Annotated in this window: 25 protein-coding genes; 16 read left to right on the top strand and 9 right to left on the bottom strand. The window is 51.9% G+C overall.

The genetic code is table 11. The features are described 5' to 3' along the window. Positions 1-127 precede the first annotated feature (127 nt). The 4 genes from Q9291_RS05395 to Q9291_RS05380 all read right to left on the bottom strand — a co-directional run bounded on the left by Q9291_RS05395 (position 128) and on the right by Q9291_RS05380 (position 7,430). Positions 128-403 (bottom strand): hypothetical protein, encoded by a 276-nt coding sequence (locus Q9291_RS05395; RefSeq protein WP_306389005.1) that lies wholly within the window; start codon positions 401-403, stop codon positions 128-130. Positions 404-571: 168 nt separating this feature from the next. Next, a complete protein-coding gene (locus tag Q9291_RS05390) occupies positions 572-1,246 on the bottom strand; it encodes an NAD(P)H-dependent oxidoreductase (protein WP_306389004.1) in 675 nt (224 codons plus the stop codon). Next, positions 1,243-4,695 carry a UvrD-helicase domain-containing protein gene (locus Q9291_RS05385; RefSeq protein ID WP_306389003.1) on the bottom strand — a complete coding sequence of 1,151 codons (3,453 nt, stop codon included), beginning with the start codon at positions 4,693-4,695 and terminating at the stop codon, positions 1,243-1,245. The genes Q9291_RS05390 and Q9291_RS05385 overlap by 4 nt, the downstream gene beginning before the upstream one ends. After that, positions 4,686-7,430: a PD-(D/E)XK nuclease family protein gene (locus tag Q9291_RS05380; protein ID WP_306389002.1), complete on the bottom strand. Its 2,745-nt coding sequence runs from the start codon at positions 7,428-7,430 to the stop codon at positions 4,686-4,688. The genes Q9291_RS05385 and Q9291_RS05380 overlap by 10 nt, the downstream gene beginning before the upstream one ends. 97 nt (positions 7,431-7,527) lie before the next feature. On the opposite strand from Q9291_RS05380, the gene Q9291_RS05375 reads away from it, so the two are divergent. The 11 genes from Q9291_RS05375 to Q9291_RS05325 all read left to right on the top strand — a co-directional run bounded on the left by Q9291_RS05375 (position 7,528) and on the right by Q9291_RS05325 (position 14,743). Then, positions 7,528-7,896: a hypothetical protein gene (locus Q9291_RS05375; protein WP_306389001.1), complete on the top strand. Its 369-nt coding sequence runs from the start codon at positions 7,528-7,530 to the stop codon at positions 7,894-7,896. Then, positions 7,896-8,378 carry a transcription elongation factor GreB gene (greB, locus tag Q9291_RS05370; RefSeq protein WP_306389000.1) on the top strand — a complete coding sequence of 161 codons (483 nt, stop codon included), beginning with the start codon at positions 7,896-7,898 and terminating at the stop codon, positions 8,376-8,378. The genes Q9291_RS05375 and greB overlap by 1 nt, the downstream gene beginning before the upstream one ends. A 108-nt stretch (positions 8,379-8,486) precedes the next feature. Then, a complete protein-coding gene (locus Q9291_RS05365; RefSeq protein ID WP_306388999.1) occupies positions 8,487-8,867 on the top strand; it encodes a hypothetical protein in 381 nt (126 codons plus the stop codon). Between the two features lie 57 nt (positions 8,868-8,924). Continuing rightward, on the top strand, positions 8,925-9,581 hold the full coding sequence (locus Q9291_RS05360; protein WP_306388998.1) for a hypothetical protein: 657 nt from the start codon (positions 8,925-8,927) through the stop codon (positions 9,579-9,581). A gap of 29 nt (positions 9,582-9,610) precedes the next feature. After that, positions 9,611-9,952 carry a heavy-metal-associated domain-containing protein gene (locus tag Q9291_RS05355; RefSeq protein ID WP_306388997.1) on the top strand — a complete coding sequence of 114 codons (342 nt, stop codon included), beginning with the start codon at positions 9,611-9,613 and terminating at the stop codon, positions 9,950-9,952. Beyond that, the gene (locus Q9291_RS05350; protein WP_306388996.1) at positions 9,952-10,341 is read left to right on the top strand and encodes a hypothetical protein; all 390 of its coding nucleotides are present in this window, start codon (positions 9,952-9,954) and stop codon (positions 10,339-10,341) included. The genes Q9291_RS05355 and Q9291_RS05350 overlap by 1 nt, the downstream gene beginning before the upstream one ends. A gap of 254 nt (positions 10,342-10,595) precedes the next feature. Then, entirely contained in the window at positions 10,596-11,099 is a 504-nt protein-coding gene (locus tag Q9291_RS05345; RefSeq protein WP_306388995.1) for a hypothetical protein, read from the top strand. A 128-nt stretch (positions 11,100-11,227) separates the two neighbouring features. Further along, positions 11,228-12,352 (top strand): elongation factor P maturation arginine rhamnosyltransferase EarP, encoded by a 1,125-nt coding sequence (gene earP / locus Q9291_RS05340; RefSeq protein WP_306388994.1) that lies wholly within the window; start codon positions 11,228-11,230, stop codon positions 12,350-12,352. A gap of 37 nt (positions 12,353-12,389) precedes the next feature. Next, on the top strand, positions 12,390-12,950 hold the full coding sequence (gene efp, locus Q9291_RS05335) for an elongation factor P (protein WP_306388993.1): 561 nt from the start codon (positions 12,390-12,392) through the stop codon (positions 12,948-12,950). A gap of 236 nt (positions 12,951-13,186) precedes the next feature. After that, on the top strand, positions 13,187-13,660 hold the full coding sequence (locus Q9291_RS05330; protein ID WP_306388992.1) for a hypothetical protein: 474 nt from the start codon (positions 13,187-13,189) through the stop codon (positions 13,658-13,660). A 21-nt stretch (positions 13,661-13,681) separates the two neighbouring features. Then, positions 13,682-14,743, top strand: coding sequence for a trypsin-like serine protease (locus Q9291_RS05325; protein ID WP_306388991.1), 1,062 nt, complete (start codon positions 13,682-13,684; stop codon positions 14,741-14,743). Between the two features lie 120 nt (positions 14,744-14,863). On the opposite strand, the gene Q9291_RS05320 is transcribed toward Q9291_RS05325, so the two are convergent. Continuing rightward, positions 14,864-15,121: a DUF2934 domain-containing protein gene (locus tag Q9291_RS05320; protein WP_306388990.1), complete on the bottom strand. Its 258-nt coding sequence runs from the start codon at positions 15,119-15,121 to the stop codon at positions 14,864-14,866. Between the two features lie 238 nt (positions 15,122-15,359). Between Q9291_RS05320 and Q9291_RS05315 the strand changes: the two genes are divergently transcribed. The 5 genes from Q9291_RS05315 (at position 15,360) to Q9291_RS14150 (ending at position 17,824) form a co-directional block, all read left to right on the top strand. Continuing rightward, complete coding sequence (locus Q9291_RS05315; RefSeq protein WP_306388989.1) at positions 15,360-16,523, top strand: sugar MFS transporter; 1,164 nt, start codon at positions 15,360-15,362, stop codon at positions 16,521-16,523. A 139-nt stretch (positions 16,524-16,662) separates the two neighbouring features. After that, on the top strand, positions 16,663-16,797 hold the full coding sequence (locus Q9291_RS05310) for a hypothetical protein (RefSeq protein WP_306388988.1): 135 nt from the start codon (positions 16,663-16,665) through the stop codon (positions 16,795-16,797). 168 nt (positions 16,798-16,965) lie between these two features. Continuing rightward, a complete protein-coding gene (locus Q9291_RS05305) occupies positions 16,966-17,199 on the top strand; it encodes an RH3 domain-containing protein (RefSeq protein WP_306388987.1) in 234 nt (77 codons plus the stop codon). Continuing rightward, positions 17,186-17,449, top strand: a complete 264-nt coding sequence (locus tag Q9291_RS05300) for a type II toxin-antitoxin system RelE family toxin (protein WP_306388986.1) — start codon at positions 17,186-17,188, stop codon at positions 17,447-17,449. Before Q9291_RS05305 ends, Q9291_RS05300 begins: the two co-directional genes overlap by 14 nt. Before the next feature lie 228 nt (positions 17,450-17,677). Then, positions 17,678-17,824 carry a hypothetical protein gene (locus tag Q9291_RS14150; protein ID WP_370530744.1) on the top strand — a complete coding sequence of 49 codons (147 nt, stop codon included), beginning with the start codon at positions 17,678-17,680 and terminating at the stop codon, positions 17,822-17,824. On the opposite strand, the gene Q9291_RS05295 is transcribed toward Q9291_RS14150, so the two are convergent. From Q9291_RS05295 to Q9291_RS05280, 4 genes are all read right to left on the bottom strand, one after another. Continuing rightward, the gene (locus Q9291_RS05295) at positions 17,791-18,201 is read right to left on the bottom strand and encodes a hypothetical protein (protein WP_306388985.1); all 411 of its coding nucleotides are present in this window, start codon (positions 18,199-18,201) and stop codon (positions 17,791-17,793) included. The two genes, Q9291_RS14150 and Q9291_RS05295, sit on opposite strands and share 34 nt — an antisense overlap. A 119-nt stretch (positions 18,202-18,320) precedes the next feature. Continuing rightward, a complete protein-coding gene (gene tldD / locus Q9291_RS05290; RefSeq protein ID WP_306388984.1) occupies positions 18,321-19,760 on the bottom strand; it encodes a metalloprotease TldD in 1,440 nt (479 codons plus the stop codon). A gap of 91 nt (positions 19,761-19,851) precedes the next feature. After that, the gene (locus tag Q9291_RS05285; protein ID WP_306388983.1) at positions 19,852-20,706 is read right to left on the bottom strand and encodes a carbon-nitrogen hydrolase family protein; all 855 of its coding nucleotides are present in this window, start codon (positions 20,704-20,706) and stop codon (positions 19,852-19,854) included. A gap of 24 nt (positions 20,707-20,730) precedes the next feature. Further along, positions 20,731-24,573 carry a YhdP family protein gene (locus Q9291_RS05280; RefSeq protein ID WP_306388982.1) on the bottom strand — a complete coding sequence of 1,281 codons (3,843 nt, stop codon included), beginning with the start codon at positions 24,571-24,573 and terminating at the stop codon, positions 20,731-20,733. Positions 24,574-24,863 lie beyond the last annotated feature (290 nt).

The raw sequence follows: 24,863 nt of genomic DNA, 5'->3' as shown, positions 1-24,863 counted from the left end.
AGATCCACATGCATGAAAAACACAAAAGGCCGTTAACCGGCCTTTTGTGTTTTTACTGTATCGATCACACACCATTTACAACATAAGCGAGTGCACCCCAAGAAGCATTTGCCGTGAGTGCGCAGTTTTATGCGAGCATGCTGTCTGCATCAGTACTGTCAGCCTGATCATCATCCGATGAAGCCACTTTGTCCAAGGTCATGCTGGCATATCCCTTAGTTGAAGCCTCCAACGCAAACGCAAACGCGTATGTAGCAAGGCCATCTTTCATGGGAAGGTCTGCATGCGCAAGCACACCCTCTAACACATCCACTAGTCCCCCATGATCTGCAGTTGCATTGGCCGTAAACGTTGCCAATATGAGCGCACTGCAAGTGAACATATTTTTGAATACCGATTTCATCCAACACCCCACTGATTTTATTTTGAAATCAGACTGTAACAAAGACTGGTCATGCATTTAAATAGCCCTTTAAGGCCAATGCTTGAAGTTTCGCATTGTTTGCACAATCAAGGGCTGTGTCTCGATGTGTAGTGTCCTGTAGGCGTTATCCTAATGGTCCAAGGGCGCTCACTTCCAAGTCACCACCTGATCCATCCAGCGTCTGGTTTTGGGTTTGGGGTCGTGTTTGCGATAGCCAAAGGCCACCATATACGCCAGGCCATAGACCCCCAGGTTGACATCAAACTTTTCTGCCAGCAGCTTTTCAGTTTCCTGTTGCTTGAAGCCTTCAATCGGGCAGGAATCGATACCGCGCATGGCCGCCACTGTCATCATATTGGCCAGCGGCAGGTAACATTGCTTGCTGGCCCAGTCGAACAGTTTGCGGTCATCAGTCAGGTCAAAGTCAGATTGCTGAAACTGTTTGTAAAAACCAAGTCGTATATTGACCATCTCTTCGGAGTGCTGCTGGACCTCCTGCATAAAGGCGGGCAGGTAAGGGCTGTCGTAATTGAGGAACGGTGACTTCATGGCCAGGCACAGGACAAAATGGCTGGCGGTATCCAGCTTGAGCGGGGCGCCCCAGGCGTGTTGTTTCAATGTTTCGCGCAGTGCCGGGTCTTGCACCACAATAAAGTGCCAGGGTTCAAAACCGAACGAACTCGGTGAAAGGCGGGCGGCTTCCAGTATCAGTTCAAACTCATCTGCGGGGATAGTTTTGCTGGCATCAAACTCCTTGCAGGCATGGCGGAATTGAAAGGCTTCGAGGATGGCGTGACTGTCTATCACGTGGCTGTTTATCATAAGTGCTCCTGTGTGTGGTCAAGTGGCACCAGGGTGCCGATATTTAAAAATAAAATGGCAGTACGGATGGGGAGGTGTTCATGCGCAAACAGCGTTGCATAGGCTGCTAGCTGTGGCGCAAAGCGGGCGGCAACTGCAGGCAGGTCATCGTTTGTCGTGACTGGCATCGACTTGTAGTCGATGATCCAGCGCGTGCCTTCTGCGACAAAGGTCCGGTCTATGACTTTTTTACTGCTGGCGAATCCTTGGCTCAAAGGGGCCGTCAAGCTGTCAATCGCCAGTTCTGACGCTGCGTGTACATGTGGCTGCAATGCCCACAAACCATCTGCTGAGAGCAGCGTGGTTGTCAGCAGGGCAGTGACACGGCTGCTTGCGGCGTGCTGTTCGGCCTCCTGATAGCCTCGTTGCCTGAACCAGCGTTGGATGGCGGCCTGCAATGCTTTAAATTGCGTGGCTATGTGTGTTTCCCAGTGTGCCAACCCTTGTTCCGCAATGAGTTGCAGATACATGTGTGTCAGTGTGCCGATATCCGCCTCCAGTGCACGCTGCAACACGCTTGATTGGCTGTCGGCGTCGCTTGCCTGACGAGGGTTGACCATCGATTGAATAGCTGTATTTACTTGTAGCCTTGCCGGTATGGCGGGGTTTTGCAGGCGGATCAATTTTGGCACAAAGCTGGCAATGTCGCTTTGTTGTGTGCTGCGCGGATAGCGCGCGACAATGTCGTGCTCCGCAGTAAACTGTGACACGATGCTGGGCCACAGCAAATGCAAAAAGCTGCCCTTGCGTGGTTGTGGTGCGCCGCTTTTATCCGGTTTGGCAGCTCCCAGCAAGTGCAAATGACGCTCCGCCCGTGTTGCCGCCACATACAGCACGCGGGCATCCTCGTAGGCAGCGCGGGTTTTGTCGAGGTCGTTTAGATAGTCGTAGGCGCTCACACCGGCCAACTGCCGTTTTCTGGCGGTGGGTAACCAGGGCGCCGCCGCCAGCGCCATGCGGCCATCCGGCAGGGGAACCTCTTCCCAAATCACCAGCCTGGGGTCATCGGGCGGATTGCCACCATCCAGCCCGGGCAAAATCACGGTGTCAAACTCCAGCCCTTTGGATTTGTGGATGGTCATGAACTGCAGCCGGGTGTCTGCGTTGGCGTCGGGTGCCGCGTACAGTTTCTGCACATCGTCCGCCAGTGCCTCCGGGCTGAACTGGTCGTGTTGGCTCAGTGCTTCAATCCGGGCAAAAAAGGCCTGGACATCTTGTACATCGTTTGCATCCCATAAGCAGCTGGCGCCGCCCAGCCGCAGCCATGTATTGTGGATCCAGCGGCTCAACGTCGCGCGTCCGCGCAAGGCGAGGGCGCTATGCATCACCTCGCGCAGATGGCGGGCGCGTTGTTGGCCATCACTACTCAGCATGGTCAAGCGTTGTTCGTCTTGCAGCAGCGCCAGTACAGTGCGCTGGCTGTCGTTGCCGATCAAGGCATGCAGGTCAGCCAGGGTCAGCCCGCACCAGGGCGCGCGCAACAGCGCCAGCCAGTGTACGCGGTCTGCCAATTGGTGCAGGGCGTGGGTCAGGCTAAGCAGGTCTTGCACAATCTGGCGATTGGCCAGCTCTTCAATTTCAACGGCCTGAAAGCTTAAGCCTGCGTGATTGCGTCGCATTTCACCCACCAGGGCATGCAAATGCCGCCGCGCGCGCACCAGCACGGCGATGGTGGCCTCCGGCTTTGCAGCACGGGTGTCGTGGATAATCTGAATAATGCGTTCAGCCTCAATATGGCGGATATCCGTACTGTCAGCTTCTTCATCGCTTTCAACTGGCACCAGCAGCGGATGCACGGTCACGCCAGCACCTGCGTGGTCTGCGCGCGTGGCCACAAACGGGCGGTAACGAATCGCGCCCTGTTGCGGATTGTCAGTCGGGGGCAGCATGCCTTTAAAAGTCTGGTTAATCCACGCGACGACTGGCGGGCAGGAGCGGTTATTGCGCCATAGCTTGAGCGGCGTGAGTGCGATATCGCCAATGCCATGTTGCGCCACTTGCAAAAACAGGCCGACATTGGCTTTGCGAAAGCGGTAAATCGATTGCATGGGATCGCCCACGGCAAACAGAGTGCGGCCGTCACCCGCTTGCCAGCCTTGCGTCAACGCACGTAATAATGCAATCTGGGTGGGGCTGGTATCCTGAAACTCGTCCACCAGCAAATGCTGGATACGATAATCGAGCCGCATCGCCAGCTCTGTAGAACTGCCGTCATGGGCTTGCAATGCCTGCAGGGCGCGCTGTGAAATTTCAACAAAATCCACTTCGTGCTGTTGCTGAAAACACAGCCAGAGTTGAGCCACCGCAATGTGCAGCAATTGCGTCAGCGCGATGATGATGCCTTCCGGATCCTGGCCGCCAGCAGGCAGTTTGCGTAAACGCGCGACAGTGGATTCAGCCCCTTCCTGCTCCAGTGCCTGCAATATCTCAGTCAAGGCCTCTTTGTAGGGCTTTGCTTCATCGGTCGCGGCCAGGCCCATGTTTTTATCCAGCCGCTTGCGCAAGCCACCGGTGCCGGTGAGGAGGAGTTCTGCCAGCGCTTGCCAGGCCGGTAGGTCATGGATATTGGCGGCCAGCGGCACCTGCCAATCCAGCAAGCGCGCCAGCGGATGCTCTGCGGGTAGCTGGCTCGCGGCATAGCGGGCAATCGGCATCAAGGCTTGCTGACGACGGGCAGGCATCACCTGCAACACTTCTGCCAGTTCTGCTTCGACCAGTGTGGTCAATGCCTGGCTAATCTCCGCGTTCTCGTCATCAGCACCATACTGGCTCAGATGCAACCATTGTTCGCGTTTAGCCAGCATGGCTTGCAGCAGCGATTCCAGTCGTATCTGGTCATTATCCACATAACGCAACACCTGCTGAATGGCGGGTCCGTGCGTGTCATCTTCCATCGCCTGTATCGCTTGGCTGGCCGCCTCGCGATAATAAAACCAGGCATCTTCAGTCACCGCTGGTTGCGTGCCAAAGCGGCTGAGCAAAGGCATTTGCCGCGCCAGATTGGCGCACAGCGAATCGATAGTATAAATGCGTAACCGGGCAGGGGCTTCGAGTAAATGCCAACCCAGCTCGGCCGAGCGTTGCAAGGCTGCCTGCCCAAGGGTAAAGGTGATTTGCTTGTGCGGCTGGGGCGGCATGACGCCTTTGGCCGCCAGCTGCAAACTGTCCAGAATCCGCGCCCGCATTTCTGAAGCTGCTTTGTTGGTAAAGGTAATCGCAATGATTTCTTCCGGCGCCTGCACGGTTTGCAGCAACTTGAGTACGCGCTGCGTCAACAGCTCGGTTTTACCGGCGCCCGCCGGAGCTTCGACAATAAATGACTCGAGCGCCAGCGCATGCTGGCGATTGTGTGCGTCGGCAGCCAGCGCTTGTGCCAGCGCCTGATCAGCTTCTTGCATCACTAAACGCATGCCTGCGCTCCTGATTGCAGATGTTCAAACTGTAATTGCCGTTCAGGCAACCTGAGCAGGGGCAGTACATCGCAGTAGGCGAGGTCTTTTTCCGAGGTGAACACGACACCCGCTTCGCCAGTTTTGAGTGATTGCGCGGTGCGGGTGATGGTGTGCCGCCAATGGTTAAGCAGTGATGGCCAGTCGGGAAACTGCTCGGGAGGAAAAACGTTATTTTTCTCGGCATTGTAGGCTTTAACGCCGGGCAGTATGTCTTCTCCGGCGGCGACGCCGGAAAAACCGCCATCGGTCAAGCGCACCTTGCCAAAGCAGACCGCCGCAATGTCGGCTTCCTGTAACAAGAATGCAGCATAAATCGGCAGTTGGGGTTCGGTAATTTGTGCGCTGGCCCAGTTTTTAAAGTCGGGCGCACTGCCGGTTTTATAGTCAATCACCACCAGTCGGCCATCGTCCAGCGTATCCACCCGGTCTATCACCAGCTTGACTTGTATGCCTTCAATCAGCAGCTTGAATTCTTTTTCAATCAGGGTCGCGGTATAGGCTTGCGGCCGTTCGCGCTCGACTTCCCATAGCCAGGTCAGTGCCAGCTTGCTCAGGCGCTCGGCTTCCAACAGGCAAAATACGGCCGAAAAAGGTTGGGCAAACGCGCTGTTAAACTCGGCCATCACGGTGCTTGCGATCTGCTCAAGTTGCGTTTTCAGGTCCTCGGGCGAGACACTGGCCCAAGTGACAGCCGGTGTTTGTGACCAGAATGCCGCCAGCACCTGATGGATCAAGTCGCCGCGTTCCATGGCATCCAGGCCGTTTTTAGGCGCCTCCAGCTTGCGTGCCTTGAGCCTGTACTGGTAAAAGGCCCAGGCCGGACAAATGGCTTGCGCCCTGAGCAGACCTGTGCCGCCGCTGACATGCTCACCTTCTTCCACAGGCGGCGCATGCTGATCATCCAGCCATTGCCAGTCCTGTGTGCTGTGTTGTGCAAGCGTTTCTGCCAGTGTATGTAAGGTGGGCAGTGGCGGGTACTCTTCAATCCCGTTCAGCAAGGGGCTCATACGTAACAGGCGGTCACCTTCGAGGGTGGCATACGAAAAAACCACTTGCTTGGCCGAGCGGCGCAAGCGCTGGTGAATCTGGCTGGCAAAGGCCATTTGCACATCACTGCTCGCATTGGGCGTGCCCGCCTTGCGTTGCAACTCGGCCGGGAGCAGTGCATTGGTACGCGAGAGAGGTGGCCATACATGGTCATTCATGCCCATCACCCATACCCCGTCCAGCGGGTGGGCGGCGGCTTCGAGCATGCCCATGACGACAATATTGGGCTGGACGACTGTTTGTGGCTGAAAAATTTGTGCCTGACACAACTGCGTCAATTGTTGCAAGGCTGGCATGGCGGCGATTGGCCCCAGCAAGGTATCCAGTGCGGCCAGTTGCGCCAGCACACGAGAAAATGATTCACTGCATTGAAACTCGGTACTGGACAGGCTGCGTTCACCGGGCCAATGGGTGGCCTGCAAGCAGTGTTCAAATGTGGTTGCCCAGACGGAAGGCAGTTGTTTGCGGGGCGCTTGTTTGGCTTGTGCAAACAGCGCCTGCACGTCTGCCTGCAAGTGCGGGCAGGGGATGGCATGCGGAGCCTCTTGCTTGCGACTGACAAAGCGTGCAAAGGTATGGCCATGCACGCTCAGCGGTAACTGGGAACGCATTTCGGCATCCAACTGCGCACGGAGATGGTTTTCCTGCAAGGCTTGCGACCAGTAAATATCTCCCAGCAATGCGGACAGTTCGGTTTGCGCCAGCGCGCCGGGTTGAAAGACTAGCCGTAACAAGCGTAAGGCTGTGTCTACCATGGGCCAGCGGTGCAGTGGCAAGCCCAGCGAAAACTCGTAGCAGCGAGGCAGCTCCGCCTGCGCCGGATCCAGTGTCTCCGGATGCAGGCAGTCATCCAGCAAGTTGGCCAAGGTGGCGCGCCATGTATCCAGTGCCGGCACCACTATCGCCAGCCTTGCTGCCGGGTTGTCTGCCAGTTGCTGCTGGGCCCAGCCCACCGCGGCGCGGCATTCTGCCAGGCCATCGCTGTAAGCCATGCGCACAGTGCTGACAGTCTCTACCTGAGGCTGCATATGGCTGACCTGCACACCACGGTCAATGAGCAGCTGGAGCAGGCGTTGCAAGTGCGGGTTGATGCGGTCAAACCCTGCCAGTTCGATATGACCAGGCAATGGCAACGTGGATTGTGCCAGCTGTTCGAGTTGCCAGGCATGGTAACGCACACTTTCCAGCATGCCACTTTGTTTGCACAATTGCTGAAATTGTTGTCGCCAGCGCAGAAACTGCCGTGTTTCCTCACTGGTGTCCGCCATGTCGAGGCTGATGTTCCATTCGATGACGTAGCGATTGGCCTCCATCGCCGCGCTGGCCAGCCCGCTGGTATTAAACAACTCCGCAGCTTCATGGCGCTGCAGGCTCTGGCTGATGGCCTGCTGCCAAAGCAAGGCTTCCTGTGTATTGTCCAGCACACCCGCAGGGGCCAGTTCGCAGGGAATCTGGCCGCATAAAATCGCTTGCTCTATGGTCTGGTCCAGCCATGTCTGTAGCGGATACACCTGTGGGGATTGCCATTGTGCCAGCCCTTGACGCTGGTATTCTGCCTGCCGCCACTGGCGTATGCCCTGTGCCAGCCGTGGCGAGGCACAGAGCGTGACCGTGTGTGGATGCGAGGTATCAGAAGCAATCGACATGCAGCGTTGTGAGGAGATAGTTAACCGAGTGGCTATTTTATAAGATAATGTATCGCATGCACGATAAAAATGATGAGAGAGAAAGAAGGCACAGGGTATGGGGAGATTTTTAAAAGGGTTGTTCTGGTTGATCGTGTTGCCAGTGGCACTGCTTGCCCTTTATACCTGGGCCAGCCTGACCTGGGTGTATTCTTCCGGGGAGCGGATTGGCTATGTACAAAAGCTTTCCAACAAAGGCTGGGTATGCAAAACCTGGGAAGGCGAACTGGTGCTGGTGACGGTGCCGGGGACACAAGCCGAGAAGTTCTATTTTACGGTGCATGATGATGCCGTGATTGCCAAGATTAACGGCATTGCAGGTGACCGGGTGCGCTTGCTGTACAAGGAGCACAAGGGGGTGCCTTCCAGTTGTTTTGGTGAGACCAGCCATTATGTGTATGACGTTGAAGAAGTTAAAGAAGACTGATGGCCGATATTAAGAACTACATTACCCCCGAAGGCTATGCTGCGCTGGAAAAAGAGTTTCAATATTTGATCAAGGTGGATAGGCCAGAGGTAGTGCGTGTGGTGAGTTGGGCGGCCGGTAATGGTGACCGCAGTGAAAATGGCGATTATATCTACGGCAAAAAACGCCTGCGCCAGATTGACGGGCGTATTCGCTTTCTGACCAAGCGTATGGAGTCCGCTGAAATTGTCTATAGCCACACGCAAACCAATACAGAAAAAGTCTATTTTGGTGCCTGGGTCACGCTGTTCAACCTGGGGGATGACAGCGAGCTGCATATCCGGATTGTCGGCCAGGATGAGCTGGATCCAACGCAAGGCTATATTTCATGGATTTCCCCCATGGCCAAGGCCTTGTTGGGCAAAAATCTCGGGGATAGCATCCGCGTGGTGACCCCCGGTGCAGAAACCGAATATGAAATTATCGATATCCGCTACGCATAAAAGCCTATCTGCCAATCAGCACCGCTCAACATCATCCTGGAGCATAAAGTTAAGCATCAAGGTGCACACGCCTTGAACTTATTGCGGGTTGGCCTTATCCTAGCCGATATGCGTAAATATCTGTGTATGTTCCTGATCTGCTGGTTGCCGTGCTTTGTCATGGCCGCTAACGGCATGTCATTACAGATGATGTTGGCTGATCAGACAGTTGCCTTGCCAATATCTCCTGCGCTGCAATCTCAGGTTGAGGCCATGCCTTGCCATCATATGACAGATGCGCACGCGTCTGGCGCCCCCGAGGCCGATCAGCAGTCACCTCATAAATGCAGTGTATGTGGTTTTTGTATGGTCAGCACGGGTGTTGCCCATCTCGAAGCGTTTCCTGCTGTTTCCCTCTTTGCACAATCGCACGCGGCCCCTTTGTTTGAGGCTGATCCAGTGCATTCGCAAACTTACCCGCCTGCCATCAAGCCCCCCATATTCGCTTAACGCCCAGGACGAATCCGTCCAGTTTTAGCGTTTTTGCATTTTGAATATGGAGGCTATATGTTTAAGCAACGTTATGTTGCCTATGGCGCCTTCCTGCTAAGCCAGATCATTTTGCCAGCTCACGCGGCGGCACTGATGGGGTTTGAGGACAGCGCCATGCTCATGACCGAAATCGGTCGCTACAATCAGGAATGGATGTTGAATTACTCGCCCACTTTTGGGCATGCCATTGGCGTTGAACAAATGCGCATGTCGGGTAAAGGCGAGCAATCCACGACCATTTCGGGTATCAACTACACCGGGATTATTAAACGCTGGAACCTGCCATCTGCCCAGGCTAATGTCTGGTTTAATGGCAGTGTCGGGGAGGCACGCGGCCAGTACAATGGCTTCGCTTACACGCCCAGCCTGCAGTTTGATGTCGAATCCACCCGGCTGTATTTCCTGGCCAAGGCGCGCATGATCCGTGCCCCCAATATGAACTTCGACACTGCCGCGGTGCAGGCCGGGTTTTCATTTTATGAAGCCGGCTTTGACCAGACGCAGCCGTGGTTTGTGCTGGAGGCCAAAACCATGCGTAACAACGATCCCTCGCTGCAACTCACCCCGGCGCTGCGGCTGATCAACAAAAACTATTTTCTTGAATTCGGTGTGACCAATCCATGGCAGGGTGAAGGCTTTGCGCCGCGCCTGAATGCAATGTTTGTGTTTTAACCCATTTGATTTTTAAAAAGGATATTGCAATGAAAAAATTATTAGTGACTTTGATGCTTTCTGCCATGGCCCCTGCGGCCTTTGCCGTGACCACGATCAAGGCTGAAGTGAATGGCATGGTGTGCGCATTTTGTGCCAAAGGCATAGAGAAAAAGCTCAATGCCTTGCCACAAAAGCAAGCCGCCTTTGTCGACCTCAAGAGCCGCGTGGTGGCGTTGCAGTTGAAAGACGGGCAGGATGTTTCCAATGATGCCTTCAGCAAGGTGATCCAGGATGCCGGTTATTCGGTTGGCAAGCTGGAACGTGTCAACCAGACCGTAGAAGTCATCCAGGCCGAAGTGGCCAGCGCAGAGAAGGCTGGTAGCAAGTGATGGCGGCGGAAATTAATCATTTGCGGACTACGAAACAGTTGAACCTGCTGTCGCTGTTCACCAGCGGGTCTACACTGATCTGCTGCGCACTTCCGGCGACGCTGGTGGCGATTGGCTCGGTCGCGACCTTGACCAGCCTGATCAGCCACTTTCCGCAACTGATCTGGGTAAGCGAACATAAGCCACTGGTGTTTGGGGTGGCGGGTGTCATGCTGCTGCTGGCCGGCAGCATGCAATGGCGGGCGCGGAGATTGCCTTGTCCTGGGGATGCACAACTGGCACGGCTATGCATGCAAACGCGTCGCCAAAGCCTGTGGATTTACGGGTTCTCAGTGGCCGTGTTTTTGATTGGCAGTTTTTTTGCATTTGTTGCGCCGTTGCTCATGTAAGCTTGTACTTAATTGGCATTGAAACTAGCCCCATTTTCGCGTTTGCGGTGATGGGGTTTTTTGTATAATGGCTTGCTGTGCATGCGAGAATGATTAGTATAGTTTCTATCTATGTGCACATGATTATTGATGGGCGCTCAAGAAATGTGGTAAATAAGCCGTCAATAGGATAAATGACCTGATGTCATTACATTGAAATTTAAAACTGATAAAAAAGCTACGCACACGATTGCGTCGTCAACGAGAGTATATATATGCAGCCACCGATCATCCTAGATATTGAAGCTTCCGGTTTTGGCGTGGGTAGTTACCCGATTGAAATTGGTTATGCTTCAGCTAACGGGGAGACTTGGTGCGCACTGGTGCAGCCGCAAGCTGAGTGGCTACATTGGGACCATGAGGCAGAAAAACTGCATCAACAAACGCGCCAAAATCTAATGCAACATGGTTTGCCTGCCTGGCAGATTGCCAAACATCTGAATTTAACATTTTCTGGTCAAACCTTGTACAGCGATGCCTGGTTTAATGACTTTGTCTGGCTCAGTTGTTTGTATGAAGCCACCGCTATGCAGCCCAGTTTCAAGCTGGAAGATTTGCGGATGATTCTGAGTCCGCAACAAGCAGATATCTGGCATCCAACCAAGCAGGCGATTATGGCGTCTTTGAGCATGGAAAGGCACCGCGCATCGATTGATGCCAAGGTTTTACAGCTGACATGGCTGGAAACCGTGCAATCTAGAGTTACTGTCCCAGCCTGATACGGGCTTGATCTTACAACGCACGCAATAACCAGCATGCGCGTTTCGTGCATGACAACGGTTATTTTTCACATCAATTCAGCTACACTGCATTTCTTGCATTCTCCGCGACAATTACGTAATCCACTATGACAGCCAGGCTGCCTTTGAATCGACAATACGATATTTTCTGCAAAGTGGTGGATAACTTTGGTGATATCGGTGTGTGCTGGCGCCTGGCACGTCAATTGGTGGACGAGCACAACGTTTCAGTCCGGTTGTGGGTAGACGATCAGGCGCTGGCAACGCGGTTTGCTGGCGATGACCATGACGGCATTCAATTGCATCACTGGACGGAACGGGCTGACTTTGGGCAGGCAGCTACCGTGGTGATTGAAACATTCAGTTGCGGCCTTCCGGAAAGTTATCAGTCTGCCATGTTCGTTGCGCAATCTCTCTGGCTGAATATTGATTATTTATCCGCTGAAGACTGGGTTGAGGACTTTCATGGCAAGCCCTCACCGCAAGCGAATGGCTTGATCCGATGGTTTTTTTATCCTGGCTTTACGTTACGCACTGGCGGCTTGTTACGTGAGGTCAGCCTGCCTGGCTTGCAAGCGGATGCGGCCATGCAGGCCGATGCCTTTTGGCAGCACTTGGGCTGTACGCCCGCTGCGACGGGGCAGATGACGCTGTCATTGTTCTGTTATGCACATGCCCCGCTGGCTGCCTTGCTTCAAGCCTTTGCACATTCTCCGCAGCCGATACGCTTGCTGCTCCCGGACTCAATTGCGCCCATGGTTGCCAATGTGTTGAGTTTGGCTGTATTGCGCGCTGGGCAGCGTGTACAGCATGGGGCATGCGAAATCTGTGTGATTCCCTTTTTGTCGCAGCCTGACTATGACCGTTTGCTATCCCTGTGTGACGTCAATTTTGTGCGCGGTGAGGATAGCTGGGTGCGTGCAATTTGGGCGGGTAAGCCAATGGTGTGGTTGCCTTATCAGCAAACCGACGAAACCCATTTGCAAAAACTGGCAGCTTTTCTGCGCCATTATCTGGCGCTTGCCAAGCCAGAAGTCGCTGCAGTGATTCAAGACATGATGCAGGCATGGGCAAACGGCAGCTTTGAATGTGCGCATTGGGCCGCTTTCACCAGCCATTATTCCGAGGTTTCCCGGCACAGTATGCTGGTGGCCAGTCAGCTGGCGAAAACTGCTGATTTGGTGACTAACATGGTGATTTTTATTGAGAAATTGCAAGAAAATCGGGTATAATGCTCGGCTTTATTATTCCCACATTCAAAGGCATTGTATGAAAATCGCTCAGGACTTACGCGTAGGCAACGTGATCATGATTGGTAATGATCCTATGGTAGTAGTGAAAGCCGAATACAACAAATCCGGCCGTAACTCAGCGGTCGTAAAAATGAAAATGAAAAACTTGTTGACTGACGCCCCTAGCGAGAACGTATACGCCGCGCAGGACAAGTTTGACGTGATCGTGCTGGAAAAGAAAGAAGTGACTTTTTCTTACTTTGCTGACCCAACCTACGTATTTATGGATGCTGAATACAATCAGTACGACGTAGATGCCGAGTTTATGCAAGATGCTCTCCCATATCTGGAAGATGGCATGCCTTGCGAGGTACGCTTCTATGATGGCAAAGCGATTTCCATCGAACTGCCAACCACTGTTGTGCGCGAAATCACTTACACCGAGCCAGCGGTGAAAGGCGATACTTCCGGTAAAGTGATGAAACCAGCCAAGATTGCCACCGGTTTTGAAATTCCGGTGCCATTGTTTGTCAGCCAGGGCGACAAAATCGAAATTGATACCCGTACCGGCGAATACCGCAACCGTGTGATGAAATAATCACTGCGAATTGCATGTTGTTAGAAAACCCGGGCTTGCCCGGGTTTTTTATTGCATAGCATTTGCTAAGGATAATCTGAACTGAGCGGGCCTCTCTGAACCTTGTTATCGTGTAAATGGTTATTTCGATATTGGGAAATGTTGCAACACTGGCGGGGAATCATTCACTGGTGAGCCGATCATTTTTCTTTGACAATCCCTGACAGCTTTACATCTCAATCAGCAAGGGGGTTGCAATGCGTCATTGTTCTTTATTTGGTATGCGCTCATGTCTGTCCGCGGCAATGTGCCTTGCAGGTGTTTTCTCCGGGGCAGCGGTCGCGGAAGAGACTGATGCACGCTCCTTAAAGCACCCGCTGATTGGCTATTGGGAGGCCAGATTGCCGGATTCAGGCTGCATGGAAACCTACTGGTTTAAAGAAGATGGGACAGCGGTGTTTACCAGTGGTGACGAGCAACTGGAAGCGCGTTATACGGTCACGCCACAGCCGGATGCAAATGGATTCTTCAAATTAAGTCATCGTATCACCTTGAGCAACAAGGCGCCGGATTGTACCAAGCAGGTGTCCGAGATCAACACTGAGCAAACCACCTATTTACTGTTTCAACCCGATGGCCGCTCAGTCATTTCCTGCGACAATGATGCCCCTTCGCTGGAAAGCTGTTTTGGTCCGCTTGAGTTAAAAAATAACGCAGACAAAAGCTTGTAAGCTCGATTGCGGGAGATGGGTATGCACGTATCCCCCTCGTTTTTATGCAGGCTGCTCCGGCCTGTCATGCCTGTGCTGGTGATGTGTGGCGGTTTGGCGCTGATGACCTCCTCACAGGCCTTGATACATGGCATGCCTTTTCCGGCACTGGCTATTTCCACCGTAAAGCTCAGCATACAGCATGAACATTATCTGCGCTCCATGGGCACATGGGAGCATTACGACTCGATGTGCAGCGCGGTGATTGTGGGCCGCCAGCCACTGACCCTGCTGACGGCAGCGCATTGTCTTAGAGAGGTGAAGCTGACCGGCCCTAAAGAGTTACCCGACGTGACCATCGCTCAGGCACAGTCACTTGGTATTGAGGCGCTGCACCTGCGGCAAGCCTTTTACCGTCCATATGAGGAGGTATCTGAAGATGTCACCAAGGATATCGCCATTCTGGTGTTCGACGCAGCATTACACGGCGGCATACAGCCCGTGCGTATCCACCTCAAAGAAAAGCTGCCTGACGCACTGATGATCTGCGGTTATGGGCGTGGCTATCAGGAAGGGGATACACGGCAGCCACGCTGCGCCGAGCGTGCCCTGTTACGCGACCTCTCTGACTTTTATCAAGTATTGCCGCAAACCTACGAAGCCATGGATGAGATGCTGCATATCAAGTCACGCGCCCAGTTTGACTATACCAAAGAGCTGGTACACGCTGAAAAAGCGCTACTTGCCGTGAATCGGCTGGGTGCGCAAGCTCAATATGCCCCTGATCTTGCCATGCCTACCGTGGGTGACTCCGGCGGCCCGTGGATGCTACTCAATGCACGCGGGCAATATGAGCTGGTGGCCATCACTAGCCTGGTGGAGCGTTTTTACAATAAAAGCCTGCACTGGTCATTTTTTGAGCGTGACGTACCACTCTCGGATTTTCCATACATTGCTTATGGCTTGAAGTTAAATCACCCCGAAGTGCTCGGCTTTTTACAATATGCGCGCAACAGCGGGGCCGATATACAGTTTGTGTTGGCAGACCCCGCCTGGGAAAGTGAAGTCACTTTACCACCGGAAGAAAACCCACCTGTGCAATAAGGCAGTAAACATCATCTAAAAATGGCAGGCACTCAACCCATGCGTGCAAGTGCGTTACTTGTGTCTGGCGCCTGTCGCGTAAGCCTGAGTCAATAGCCTAAGCCAGGAAACTGCACTGGTCTAGGCACCGTTCAGTTTGGCATCGACTTCCAGTTCGGCCGCCAGCCAGTGGTCCATATGATTCGTGTTGAAGCCATTTTTTTCAGCAATATAATAGGCAGCAGTTTCGATCATTTTGTAACGTTCTTCACTGGTCATTACGGACGGTTTGGCTGCCTTTTTACGCGTGGCAGCCGATTTGGCTTTAGGCGCCGCCGTTTTAGCTGCTGCTTTTTTTGCCGGGGAAGTTTTTTTACCTGTGGTTTCGGTCGTTGCCATACAATCTCCTTGGTCTGGAAGTGAATAAAGCATTCAGGCTTTTGGCCTTTGTTGATATCTTATTCAATACAATAGCTTAGCGTCAAGATATCCGTGGCTCGAACAAGCACGGGATTTGATCTGTATTAAACAATTGCGCACACACTGCGCCATCAAGCTGCATATTTTTGATGGCCGCATCTTTCCAATACGGCCTGTTTGTGATGTAGTGCACGGGCACGTACATTAAAGGACCCCTATGTATAAAAAAGCCCTGGCCTCACTTACCGTATTGTTTTTTATGATGGGCTTTATTACCTGTCTGAACGATATTCTGGTGCCTTACCTGAAAGACATTTTTGCGCTCACTTATGCGCAGGCCGCGTTAATTCAATTCTGCTTTTTTGCTGCCTATGGCCTGACCTCCATTCCGTTCAGCAAGTTGATTGAGCAAGTCGGCTACCAAAAGGGTATGGTGATTGGCTTTGCCTTGGCTGCGCTCGGTTGCCTGCTATTTTACCCTGCCGTACTCTTGCATACCTATGCATTGTTTTTAGCCGCGCTGTTTGTCCTCGCCTCTGGCATTGTGCTGCTACAAGTTGCGGCTAATCCCTGTGTATCCATTATCGGCCCCAAGGAAACCGCCTCTTCACGGCTCACCATGGCGCAAGCCTTTAACTCGCTGGGGACCTTTATCGCCCCATTCTTTGGTGCTTACTTCATCCTCTCCGGCTTAACCAATTCCGTGTATGCCGAAGGCGTGGTGTATCCTTATTTTCTTATTGCGGGCGTATTGATCGTGATTGCGCTGGTGCTTTCCCGCATCAATCTCTCAGGCATGGAAAGCGCAGCAGCGGATGACAGCCCTTGGGACGAAGTATTAAAAGAAAAAGGCCTGCTCCTCGGCGTGATCGGAATTTTTGCCTATGTCGGCGCTGAAGTGTCGATTGGCAGCTTCCTGGTCAATTACGTTATGGAGATCAACCACGTTGCAGCAACTCAGGCAGCGCCCCTGGTAGCCCTGTATTGGGGAGGCGCCATGATAGGCCGTTTTATTGGCATCTTTACCTTAAAACAGTTTGCACCTGCCAGAGTGCTCATCACGCATGCTTTACTTGCCGTTGGCCTCATACTTTTCTCCATGCAATCGACAGGCTCCCTCGCGATCGGCAGCATGGCATTGGTCGGCCTGTGTAATTCCATCATGTTCCCCACCATTTTTACTTTGGGTATCAAAGGTCTCAAAGCAGGGCAGGAGAAAAAAGGCTCAGGATTACTCGCAACAGCGATTGTCGGTGGCGCCGTAGTGCCCTTGCTCACAGGCCTGCTGGCCGACCGCTTGGGATTGCACCATGCGTTTGTGTTGCCGGTGATTTGTTATGCTTATATTGCGTGGTTGGGTTGGCGGAATTTAAAGCCATAGTCATAGAACAGCTGATTCTGTACTGACTTGATTTTCAATTGATCAGCGTAATCAAGCTGGAGGCGATATATCGAAATCGTCTTCTTATGTTTCTGATGAAATTGAAGCGGTGATCAGGTGCAAGGCCAGGCAAGCGAATATGTCACTTTCAAAATATCTGGCCAAAGTGGTAAAGCGAGAATCTCAAGTGCAGAACCATTGGCCTGAAAGCTATATTGCGTTGTTTGATGATTGGCAAGACGAGACATTAGAGCGTCCATCGCTCTTGCGCTAATCCATGTGTGCGCTTCACGAAACGCTGCGCCAGCCTGTAGGGTGGCCAACTTGTTGCCCACAAGGCTGGGTTTTAAAAAACTGGCCATCATTTAACTATTTGGTGTTTTAACGCTATAGCGTTGTAGTGCTATAATAGGCACATCAATAATTTTATAGTAGAGCAAAAATGGCCGAATTATCAAAACGTTCAACTGTTTACTTTGACCCTTCAATTCACCAAGCCTTACGCTTAAAAGCAGCCACCAACCATGTGTCACTTTCCGAATTGGTGGATGAGGCAGTGCGTTTACTGATGCGAGAAGACCAAGAAGATCTAGAGGCAATTGCACAGCGTGCCGATGAGCCTGAAATCAGTTATGAAGCTTTACTGAATACACTCAAGCAAGATGGCAAGATATAACATCCGCTTTAAGGCATCAGTCAGCAAAGATTTTCGCTCGATTCCCAAGCATGACGTTAAGCGCATTCTCGAATGCATAGAGCAACTGGCAGAAAATCCGCGTGCTGAAGGCTGTATCAAACTCACAGGGAAAGACTGTTACCGGGTGCGGCAAGGCTTATATCGGATTATTTACGAAATTCAGGATGAAAATCTAGTCGTAATGATTATTAAAATAGGGCATCGTTCCGCGGTTTACGGTGCGATTTAAGTAATACTTCCCTTAGAACATCTCGAAAGGTATTTGATGTACTTGATGCCTGGCAGGGAGAGCCTGAGTCATTGGTGCTCGCAACAATAGCCAATCTTGAATGCAGATGTGATTGTCGCGATTGCTTTAGTTGAGTAGGGCGTACCCGTTCGCGGTACGCCATAGGCGTAATTTTCTTTAATTTGAAATATTTTAAATGCGGCGGACTAGACAAGTCCGCCCTACGATATCTACAAGGCTGAAAAAAGTGGGATCACCCGCGAGGCGCTTTATAAAGCCTTAAGGCCCAATGCGCAGCCGCCGTTTGGTACTGTGGATGTTTGCAAGGCAGACTTGCAAAGTCATCGGGTGAGGTTGAAGTCTTTTAACTTATAACTTATTTTTAGTTCAGTTCTAATGCGAGAGCGAACTAATGGAACTAATTTGCTCAGTGCTAAGTTTGCTTCTGGCAGACTCTGCTTTTCAAGGGATGAAATAAACTGTTCCATAAATTCAATCTCATCATCTAAACCGTAAAGTTGGAACAAGCTTCTTGAATGTTCGAGTTTTGTTAAGAATTCAGTTTCGTTGAAGGGGTTTCCGCCACTTTTCTGGATTGAAAACCACACAGGTAAAAAAGCTTCTAATGCATTTAGGCGGTATTCAAGTCGTTTTTGAGCAACATCTTTGACTCTATTTAGATAGCCAGTTACGAACCAGCCAAAAGCTACAATGCATGCTGAAGCTAGACTAATCCAATCTTTTATTTCCATTTTTTAACGGCTCGTTCAAGTGTTAGGAATTACACATTCTAGCTCTTAAGATAAGGCTTAGTCATTTATCACCAAACATCTGGTTAAGCAATGTGGATATTTATACATCATACTATGTACTAAGCCGACGTCCCACCCACCGTCAACCCATCAATCTTCAACGTAGGCTGACCAACTCCAACCGGCACACTCTGACCTTCCTTGCCACATGTGCCAACGCCGCTATCCAGCGCCATGTCATTGCCTATCATACTCACACGTTTAAGTACGTCTGGACCGTTACCAATGAGTGTCGCACCTTTCACCGGGTATGTGATTTGGCCGTCTTCGATCATATAGGCCTCAGCTGCGCTGAAGACGAATTTACCGCTGGTGATATCCACCTGGCCGCCGCCGAAGTTGGCTGCGTACAGGCCTTTTTTAACGGATTTGATAATCTCTTGCGGGTCTTTGTCGCCGTTGAGCATGTAGGTGTTGGTCATGCGTGGCATGGGGATATGCGCGTAGCTTTCGCGGCGGGCGTTGCCGGTGAGGCCCATGCCCATCAGGCGGGCGTTGAGCGTATCCTGAATATAGCCACGCAGAATGCCGTCTTCGATCAGCACTGTGTTTTGCGGGGCGTTGCCTTCGTCATCCATACTCAATGAACCACGACGGTCTGCTATTGTGCCGTCATCGACAATGGTGATGCCTTTGGCAGCGACTTGCTGGCCGATCATGTTGCTGAAAGCGCTGCTGCCTTTGCGGTTAAAGTCGCCTTCGAGGCCGTGGCCGATGGCTTCGTGCAGCAAAATACCAGGCCAGCCGCTGCCAAGTACGACCGTCATGCTGCCAGCGGGGGCAGGGCGGGCATCCAGGTTGACGATGGCCTGGTGCACGGCTTTTTGTGCGTAGTCTTGCAGCACTTCATCAGTAAAATAGCTGTAATCAAAACGACCACCGCCACCGCTTGAGCCTTGTTCGCGACGGCCATTGTGTTCGACGATGACTTGGAGAGAGACGCGCACCAGCGGACGTACATCGCCTGCCATGACGCCGTCACTGCGGGCGACCATCACTACTTCGTATTCGGCAGCCATGGAAGCCATGACTTGCGTCACGCGCGGGTCTTGGGCCTTGGCGTAGCGCTCCAGTTTTTCCAATAGTTTGACTTTGGCATCTGCGCTCAGGCTGGCAATCGGGTCTTGTGGCAGGTAAAGTGGCAGATGGCTGCGTGTGACAATGCTATGGCCGGTTTTTTCCTGGCCGAGGCTGGCAATGGCACGCGTGGCTTGTGCGGCTTCTTTCAGCGCATCAAGGTGAATGTCATCTGAATAGGCGAACGCGGTTTTTTCACCGCTGACGGCGCGGACGCCAACACCCTGGTCTATATTGAAACTGCCGGACTTTACCTGACCTTCTTCCAGCCCCCACGATTCACTGCGGCTGTACTGAAAATACAGGTCAGCGTAGTCAATGTCGTGCGTCATCATGCCCGAGAGGACTTTGCTCAGGGCGTCCTGATCGAGCCCGGTCGGGCGTAGCAGCAACTCGTTGGCGGTGGTTAAATGGGTTTGCATGGTCGCTTCACTTTTTAATGTGTTCGGGTCAATCTGATACGTTGGAGTGCGTCAGAAACAAAGAGTGCCACAACAGCACTCCATGATTTCATTAAATGGCCTTAATGGTTTTATGCTTCAAGGCGGGCAGGCTCTGACGCAGGTTTTTAATATAGTTACGGTTCACATTGGCCACCACAATGCCGGAGCCACGCGGCAGGCGGTCAAGCACCACGCCCCAGGGGTCCACAATCATGCTGTTACCGTGCGTTTCGCGGCCAGAGAGGTGGTAGCCGCCTTGCGCAGAGGCAATCACATAACACAGGTTTTCGATGGCGCGGGCGCGTACCAGCGTTTCCCAGTGCGCTTTGCCAGTGGTTTCGGTAAAGGCTGAAGGCACCACAATCATATCGACTTCGCCCATGGCGCGGAACAGTTCCGGGAAGCGCAAATCGTAGCAAATTGACAGGCCGATACGGCCGAACGGCGTATCAAGCGCAACCACAGTGTCGCCGGATTCTATGGTATTTTCTTCATGGTAATGCTCGGTGCCCATGTCCAGCCCGAACAGGTGGATTTTGTCATAGCGGGCCACTTGCTCGCCTTTGTCGTTATAGACCAGGCAGCTGTTACGCACCTTGTTGGCATAGTGGCTTTCCATCGGAACGGTGCCGGCCACAATCCAGATTTTATATTGCTTGGCAGTTTTGCTTAAAAACTGCTGTATCGGGCCATTGTCAGGTTTTTCACGCACGGTGACCTTGTCAAAATCTTTCAGGCCCATGATGCAGAAATACTCAGGCAAGACCACCAGTTTGGCACCCTGTTCAGCGGCCATTTTAATCAGGCGCTTGGCCTCCACCAGGTTGGCAGAGACATTAGGGCTGGAGGCCATCTGCACTGCGGCAACTTTGATGATGTCATCTATCGAGGTGGATTTCAGTTTTTTTGTTTTACTCTCTGTCATGGTAGGTGCTCGTTACAAAGGTTATTAACGGATACTTCTTGCTGGAGACTGGTTGCTTGGTGTGGCCTTGTCAACTTCTGCTTCTTGCGGGTTATCCCATGTGCCAGTAATCATATACTCACTTGAACTGATTTTGTTAAGCGGATCTTTGAGCAGCTTTTGCGCCACAAAGGCGGCAACGCCTACAATGGGGCCGCCTGCCAGTGCTGCCAGCGAGAACGAGTCGCTGATATGTGGCACGACCTTGACTCTCAAACGCTGCGTTTCTGCTTTCAGGTTGGTTTCCCCTTTAATTTTAGCCTCAGCGGCAGGGCCTGTCATAAACAGGTCATCACTGCGCAAAATGCCGTCACGGATATTGGCAGAGCAGGCAATTTTGTCAAAGGCAAAGCCCTCACTGAATAAGTCACGAAAATCCAGCGTCAACCGGCGCGGCAAACTTTGCAAGCTGAGAAGGCCCAGCAATCGCCCAACGCCAGGTTGTACTTTTAGAATCTGGCCTTTTTCCAACTGCAAGCTAAAGTCTCCATCGAGTCGCTCTACTGCAAATTCATGCGGGCTGCCGGGCCAGTTGAGTTGACCGGCCATATTGCCACTACCGCCTTTGATCATTTCGCCACCTGGCTGAAAGCGCTGTAAGGTTTTGCCCAGGTTGCTTGAGCTCAGGTTGAATTTGAGTTGTGTTTGTGGACCGCGGGTCGAATTTCGCCAAACGCCGTCTGCATTCAGTTGACTGTCCGGATTGGTCAGGGCCATTTTCTGGATGATCCAGTTTTCGCCGCTGTTGAATGCTTTTAACTCCAGATTTCCTAACTGTTTGTCACCAAACTGGAACTCTTGTGCGGTCATTTCCAATTCTGGATAAACTGTATTTAATCGACGGATTTCGCCCAGCGGTGCATTGTCAGTATCTATATTGCGTGGAATACGCAAATAATTTAATTTTGCAATCAGCTTGTTTTGCTTGCCCTGCAGCCAGTCAGCATCACCGGCCAGTTCCTGGCTTTGCATGGATAAGCGTAACCTGTCCTCAAGTGGGCTGATGCCCAGCTTGATCTGGTGCAGGTTACGGTCAAAAATATGTAACACCCCTGCGGTGATTTCAATATTGCTCACTGGTATTTTGGCTGAATTACTGTTGTCACCGCCGGGCTGCTGTTTAAAATACGCCAGCCATTCATCCACGTTCAGTTTCTGAAAGTCGGCTCGCACGTTAATGCCGTCCGTGGTGGGTAAGCGTGGTGGCGTGTTGATCGCGATTTCGCCCGCTTTGATGCTGGTTTCCTGGCCCGCATGATTGCGAATCAGATTGGCATGTATCCAGTCATCGTAATGCACGTCAATTTTGTCCTGCTGACTGTTTTCCTGTCGCAAGCGGATGTTCAAGCTGGCTGGCATGTCTGCACTTTTGTTGAGCGGCGCAGGCAGATTGGTCGACATCCCAATCAACTGTGATTGAATGTCTAGTCTGAGGCTGGGTTTCTTGACCAGGATATTGGCTTTCCAGTCCGTTGTACCATGCAAGGCGCGTGTCAGCAGGTTGTTATCTATTTTTCTCAAGGCTGCATCGGTGATCCGCCCGCTGCCTTGAATGATGACAGACTTGTCACTGCGTGTGGACAGGCTGAGATTTGCCGGGTTATCGAATAATAAGAGCTGTACGTTTTGAGCTTGCAGTCCTTTTTCATTGAATTTCAAATGGCCATTAATCTGATGCATTTCTGGCAGACCAATCTCGGCATTTGCGGCCAGATGACCGTTTTTAATGGCATAGTCACCCTGAAACTGCGCGGCATCCACATTCTCAAGTGGTATTTGCAAATCCAGATGCAGTTCGGCCTCACCGGTGGCTTTGAGGTCGTCAGTGAATCCCATAGTGACTTCTTTGACCGGGCTGTTGTTAACGAATTTTACACCTTGGTCAATATTGCTGTGTGCCACTGACTTGATGTTGAGCATGGGCCAGTCTGCATCCAGTCTGGGGATCTCGACGTGTGCCTGCGTGATACGTTGTCCAACGGTCATTGCGTTTTTAACTTCGATATCCATGCGCTGGCCTTCAAATTTCAGAAAGGCCTCCACATCACTCACTACTGGCCAGCCAGTGCCGTATTCAAGTTTGGCTTGCTGTACTTGAGCGGTTACGCGAAAAAGGCCTAGGCCAGGATCGGCGACATGGGCTGCATTCACAAACGGAAAATCCTTTACCCGTCCTTTGATAATGACTTCTCCACGCTTGATTTGTCCCGATAAAATGGAGGTGTCCAGCCAATGCAGGGTAGATTCTCCCAGTATGTTCGGGTAGTAGTTTTGTGCAAACTTGGCATCACCACGCTCAATCTGGCTTTGTAGTTGTATGGTATCTCCGCCGCTTGCGCCCAATTGATATTCGGCATTCAGGCGGAGCGCCAGATGCGCATTATCAAATTTCAGATCGCTGGTTGTAATTAACGTTTTTTTGCCGTTATTATCCCAGCGTATTGTGCCTTCCAAGCGGTCTATGGGTAACGGCCATCGTAACAAACCGGCGGTATCTATGCTGGCTTGCCGCGTGTCGAGATGCAGGCTGCCCTGATTCGGGTGCGCCGATAATTCTCCAGACCAATTCTTAAGTCCCGGAATTTGCTCGTAGGCTTCCGTGCTAATCGCGCTGAGCGAGGCTTCCAGATCGTAGTTTTGTAAAGTGTTTTTTGTGCGCAGCCAGTGAAGTTTGATCTGATTGGCTGTGCCTGTCGGGGCGATATTTTGCAAATGCGTTTTGATGGGCGAGTCGGCAGGCAACCATTCCGCCAGTGCCGGACTATTTTGCAGCGCAAGTTTTTTGATTGCCAGTGTTCCTTGTTGACTATCTTTGCCCAGGGTCAACTCACCTGTGGTGTCTTCAAGTTTCAGGCCTGGCTCCAAGTCTGCCGAAAGATGTTTTAAATGTACTACAGAGCCTTGTTCAGTGCGCTGCCAGCGAACTTCACCACGCAATGATGTTGCCTGGAATGTTTGTTTATGTTGCGGAGGCGACAGGGACAGTTGTTTTAAATCCAGTTCTGCCGCTACTCGTTTAATGTGGTTGGCCTCAAATGCCAGAGTGGCAATCAGTTTGCCCTGACCGCGGTGCAGGTTGACAGGAATATCCAGCCACGGCTGCCATACCGCGAGATCGGTTTCTGGTATGCGGACCGAGGTTTCACCATGCCATGATGGCAGGTTGGCAACGTCATGACCAACCACGGTGGCCTCCAGAAAAATGCGTTCACGGGTGCCGTGCGATAATAGGCTGTCAAGGTGGATTTGGTGACGACCAAGCAGGCGTTGCCAAACCGGGGTGAGCATTTCGATGTTGAGGTCGCTCAGGGTGAGCGGGGGAGCTTGACGTAATTCATCCACCCAGGTGACCGTTGCATGTGAGATTTTAATACGCCGTTGCGCGAGCAGCCAGTTACCAAATGCCGGGTTTCCTTGCCCTGACATTGAAATGCCAGCCAGAAAAATTTCTCCTGTGGCTGTGCGGCGAACTACTAGTTTTGGTCCGTCAATACGCAGGCTGACCAGTGTAGGTGAAAGTAACATCACACTACTCCAGGAAAGGCGTGAGGCCACCTTGGCAAGTTTGAGTGCGGGTCTTAGTTGCTGGTCGTATAACACAATATCACCCAGCGTGATTTGTGGCGTAATGCCGCGCCAGCGCACAGCAATATGCGCAATACTCACTTTTTGCTGCAAGGATTGTGTTAATGCCTGCGCAATGCGGTTTTTGTAATCATTGATGTGTGGAAATACATAGAACTGCAATGCTCCGATCACACATGTGAATGCCACCACGATGACCAGCAATAGCATCACCAGCCAACGTTTTATTTTTTGTAAAGGCATAAAATTGTTATGGAACAAATTTGGATTTCTTCATTGAGTGACTATTTTACTTGAAAACAGTTGCATCGCGGTGCAGCTGTGTTGGCATCTTGTGCATGTGTCCAGGATGTTTGAATGGTTGATTGCGTAGCGTAGGTTGTTTTAGACCCTTTTGTCACGTGTTGACTCGATATTTATTGTGTTGCGTGTCGGTCTGTTTCAGCTGCTGATGCCGCAGGTAATCAAAAGTTTGCTGATTGATGCATGCGCGCAAGCAATTATTCAATGCACTCTTGATTGAATCGTTTAAA

The sequence above is a fragment of the Methylophilus aquaticus genome (assembly GCF_030769565.1).
Classification (GTDB): domain Bacteria; phylum Pseudomonadota; class Gammaproteobacteria; order Burkholderiales; family Methylophilaceae; genus Methylophilus; species Methylophilus aquaticus.
This window is presented reverse-complemented; position numbering and strand designations above follow the sequence as displayed.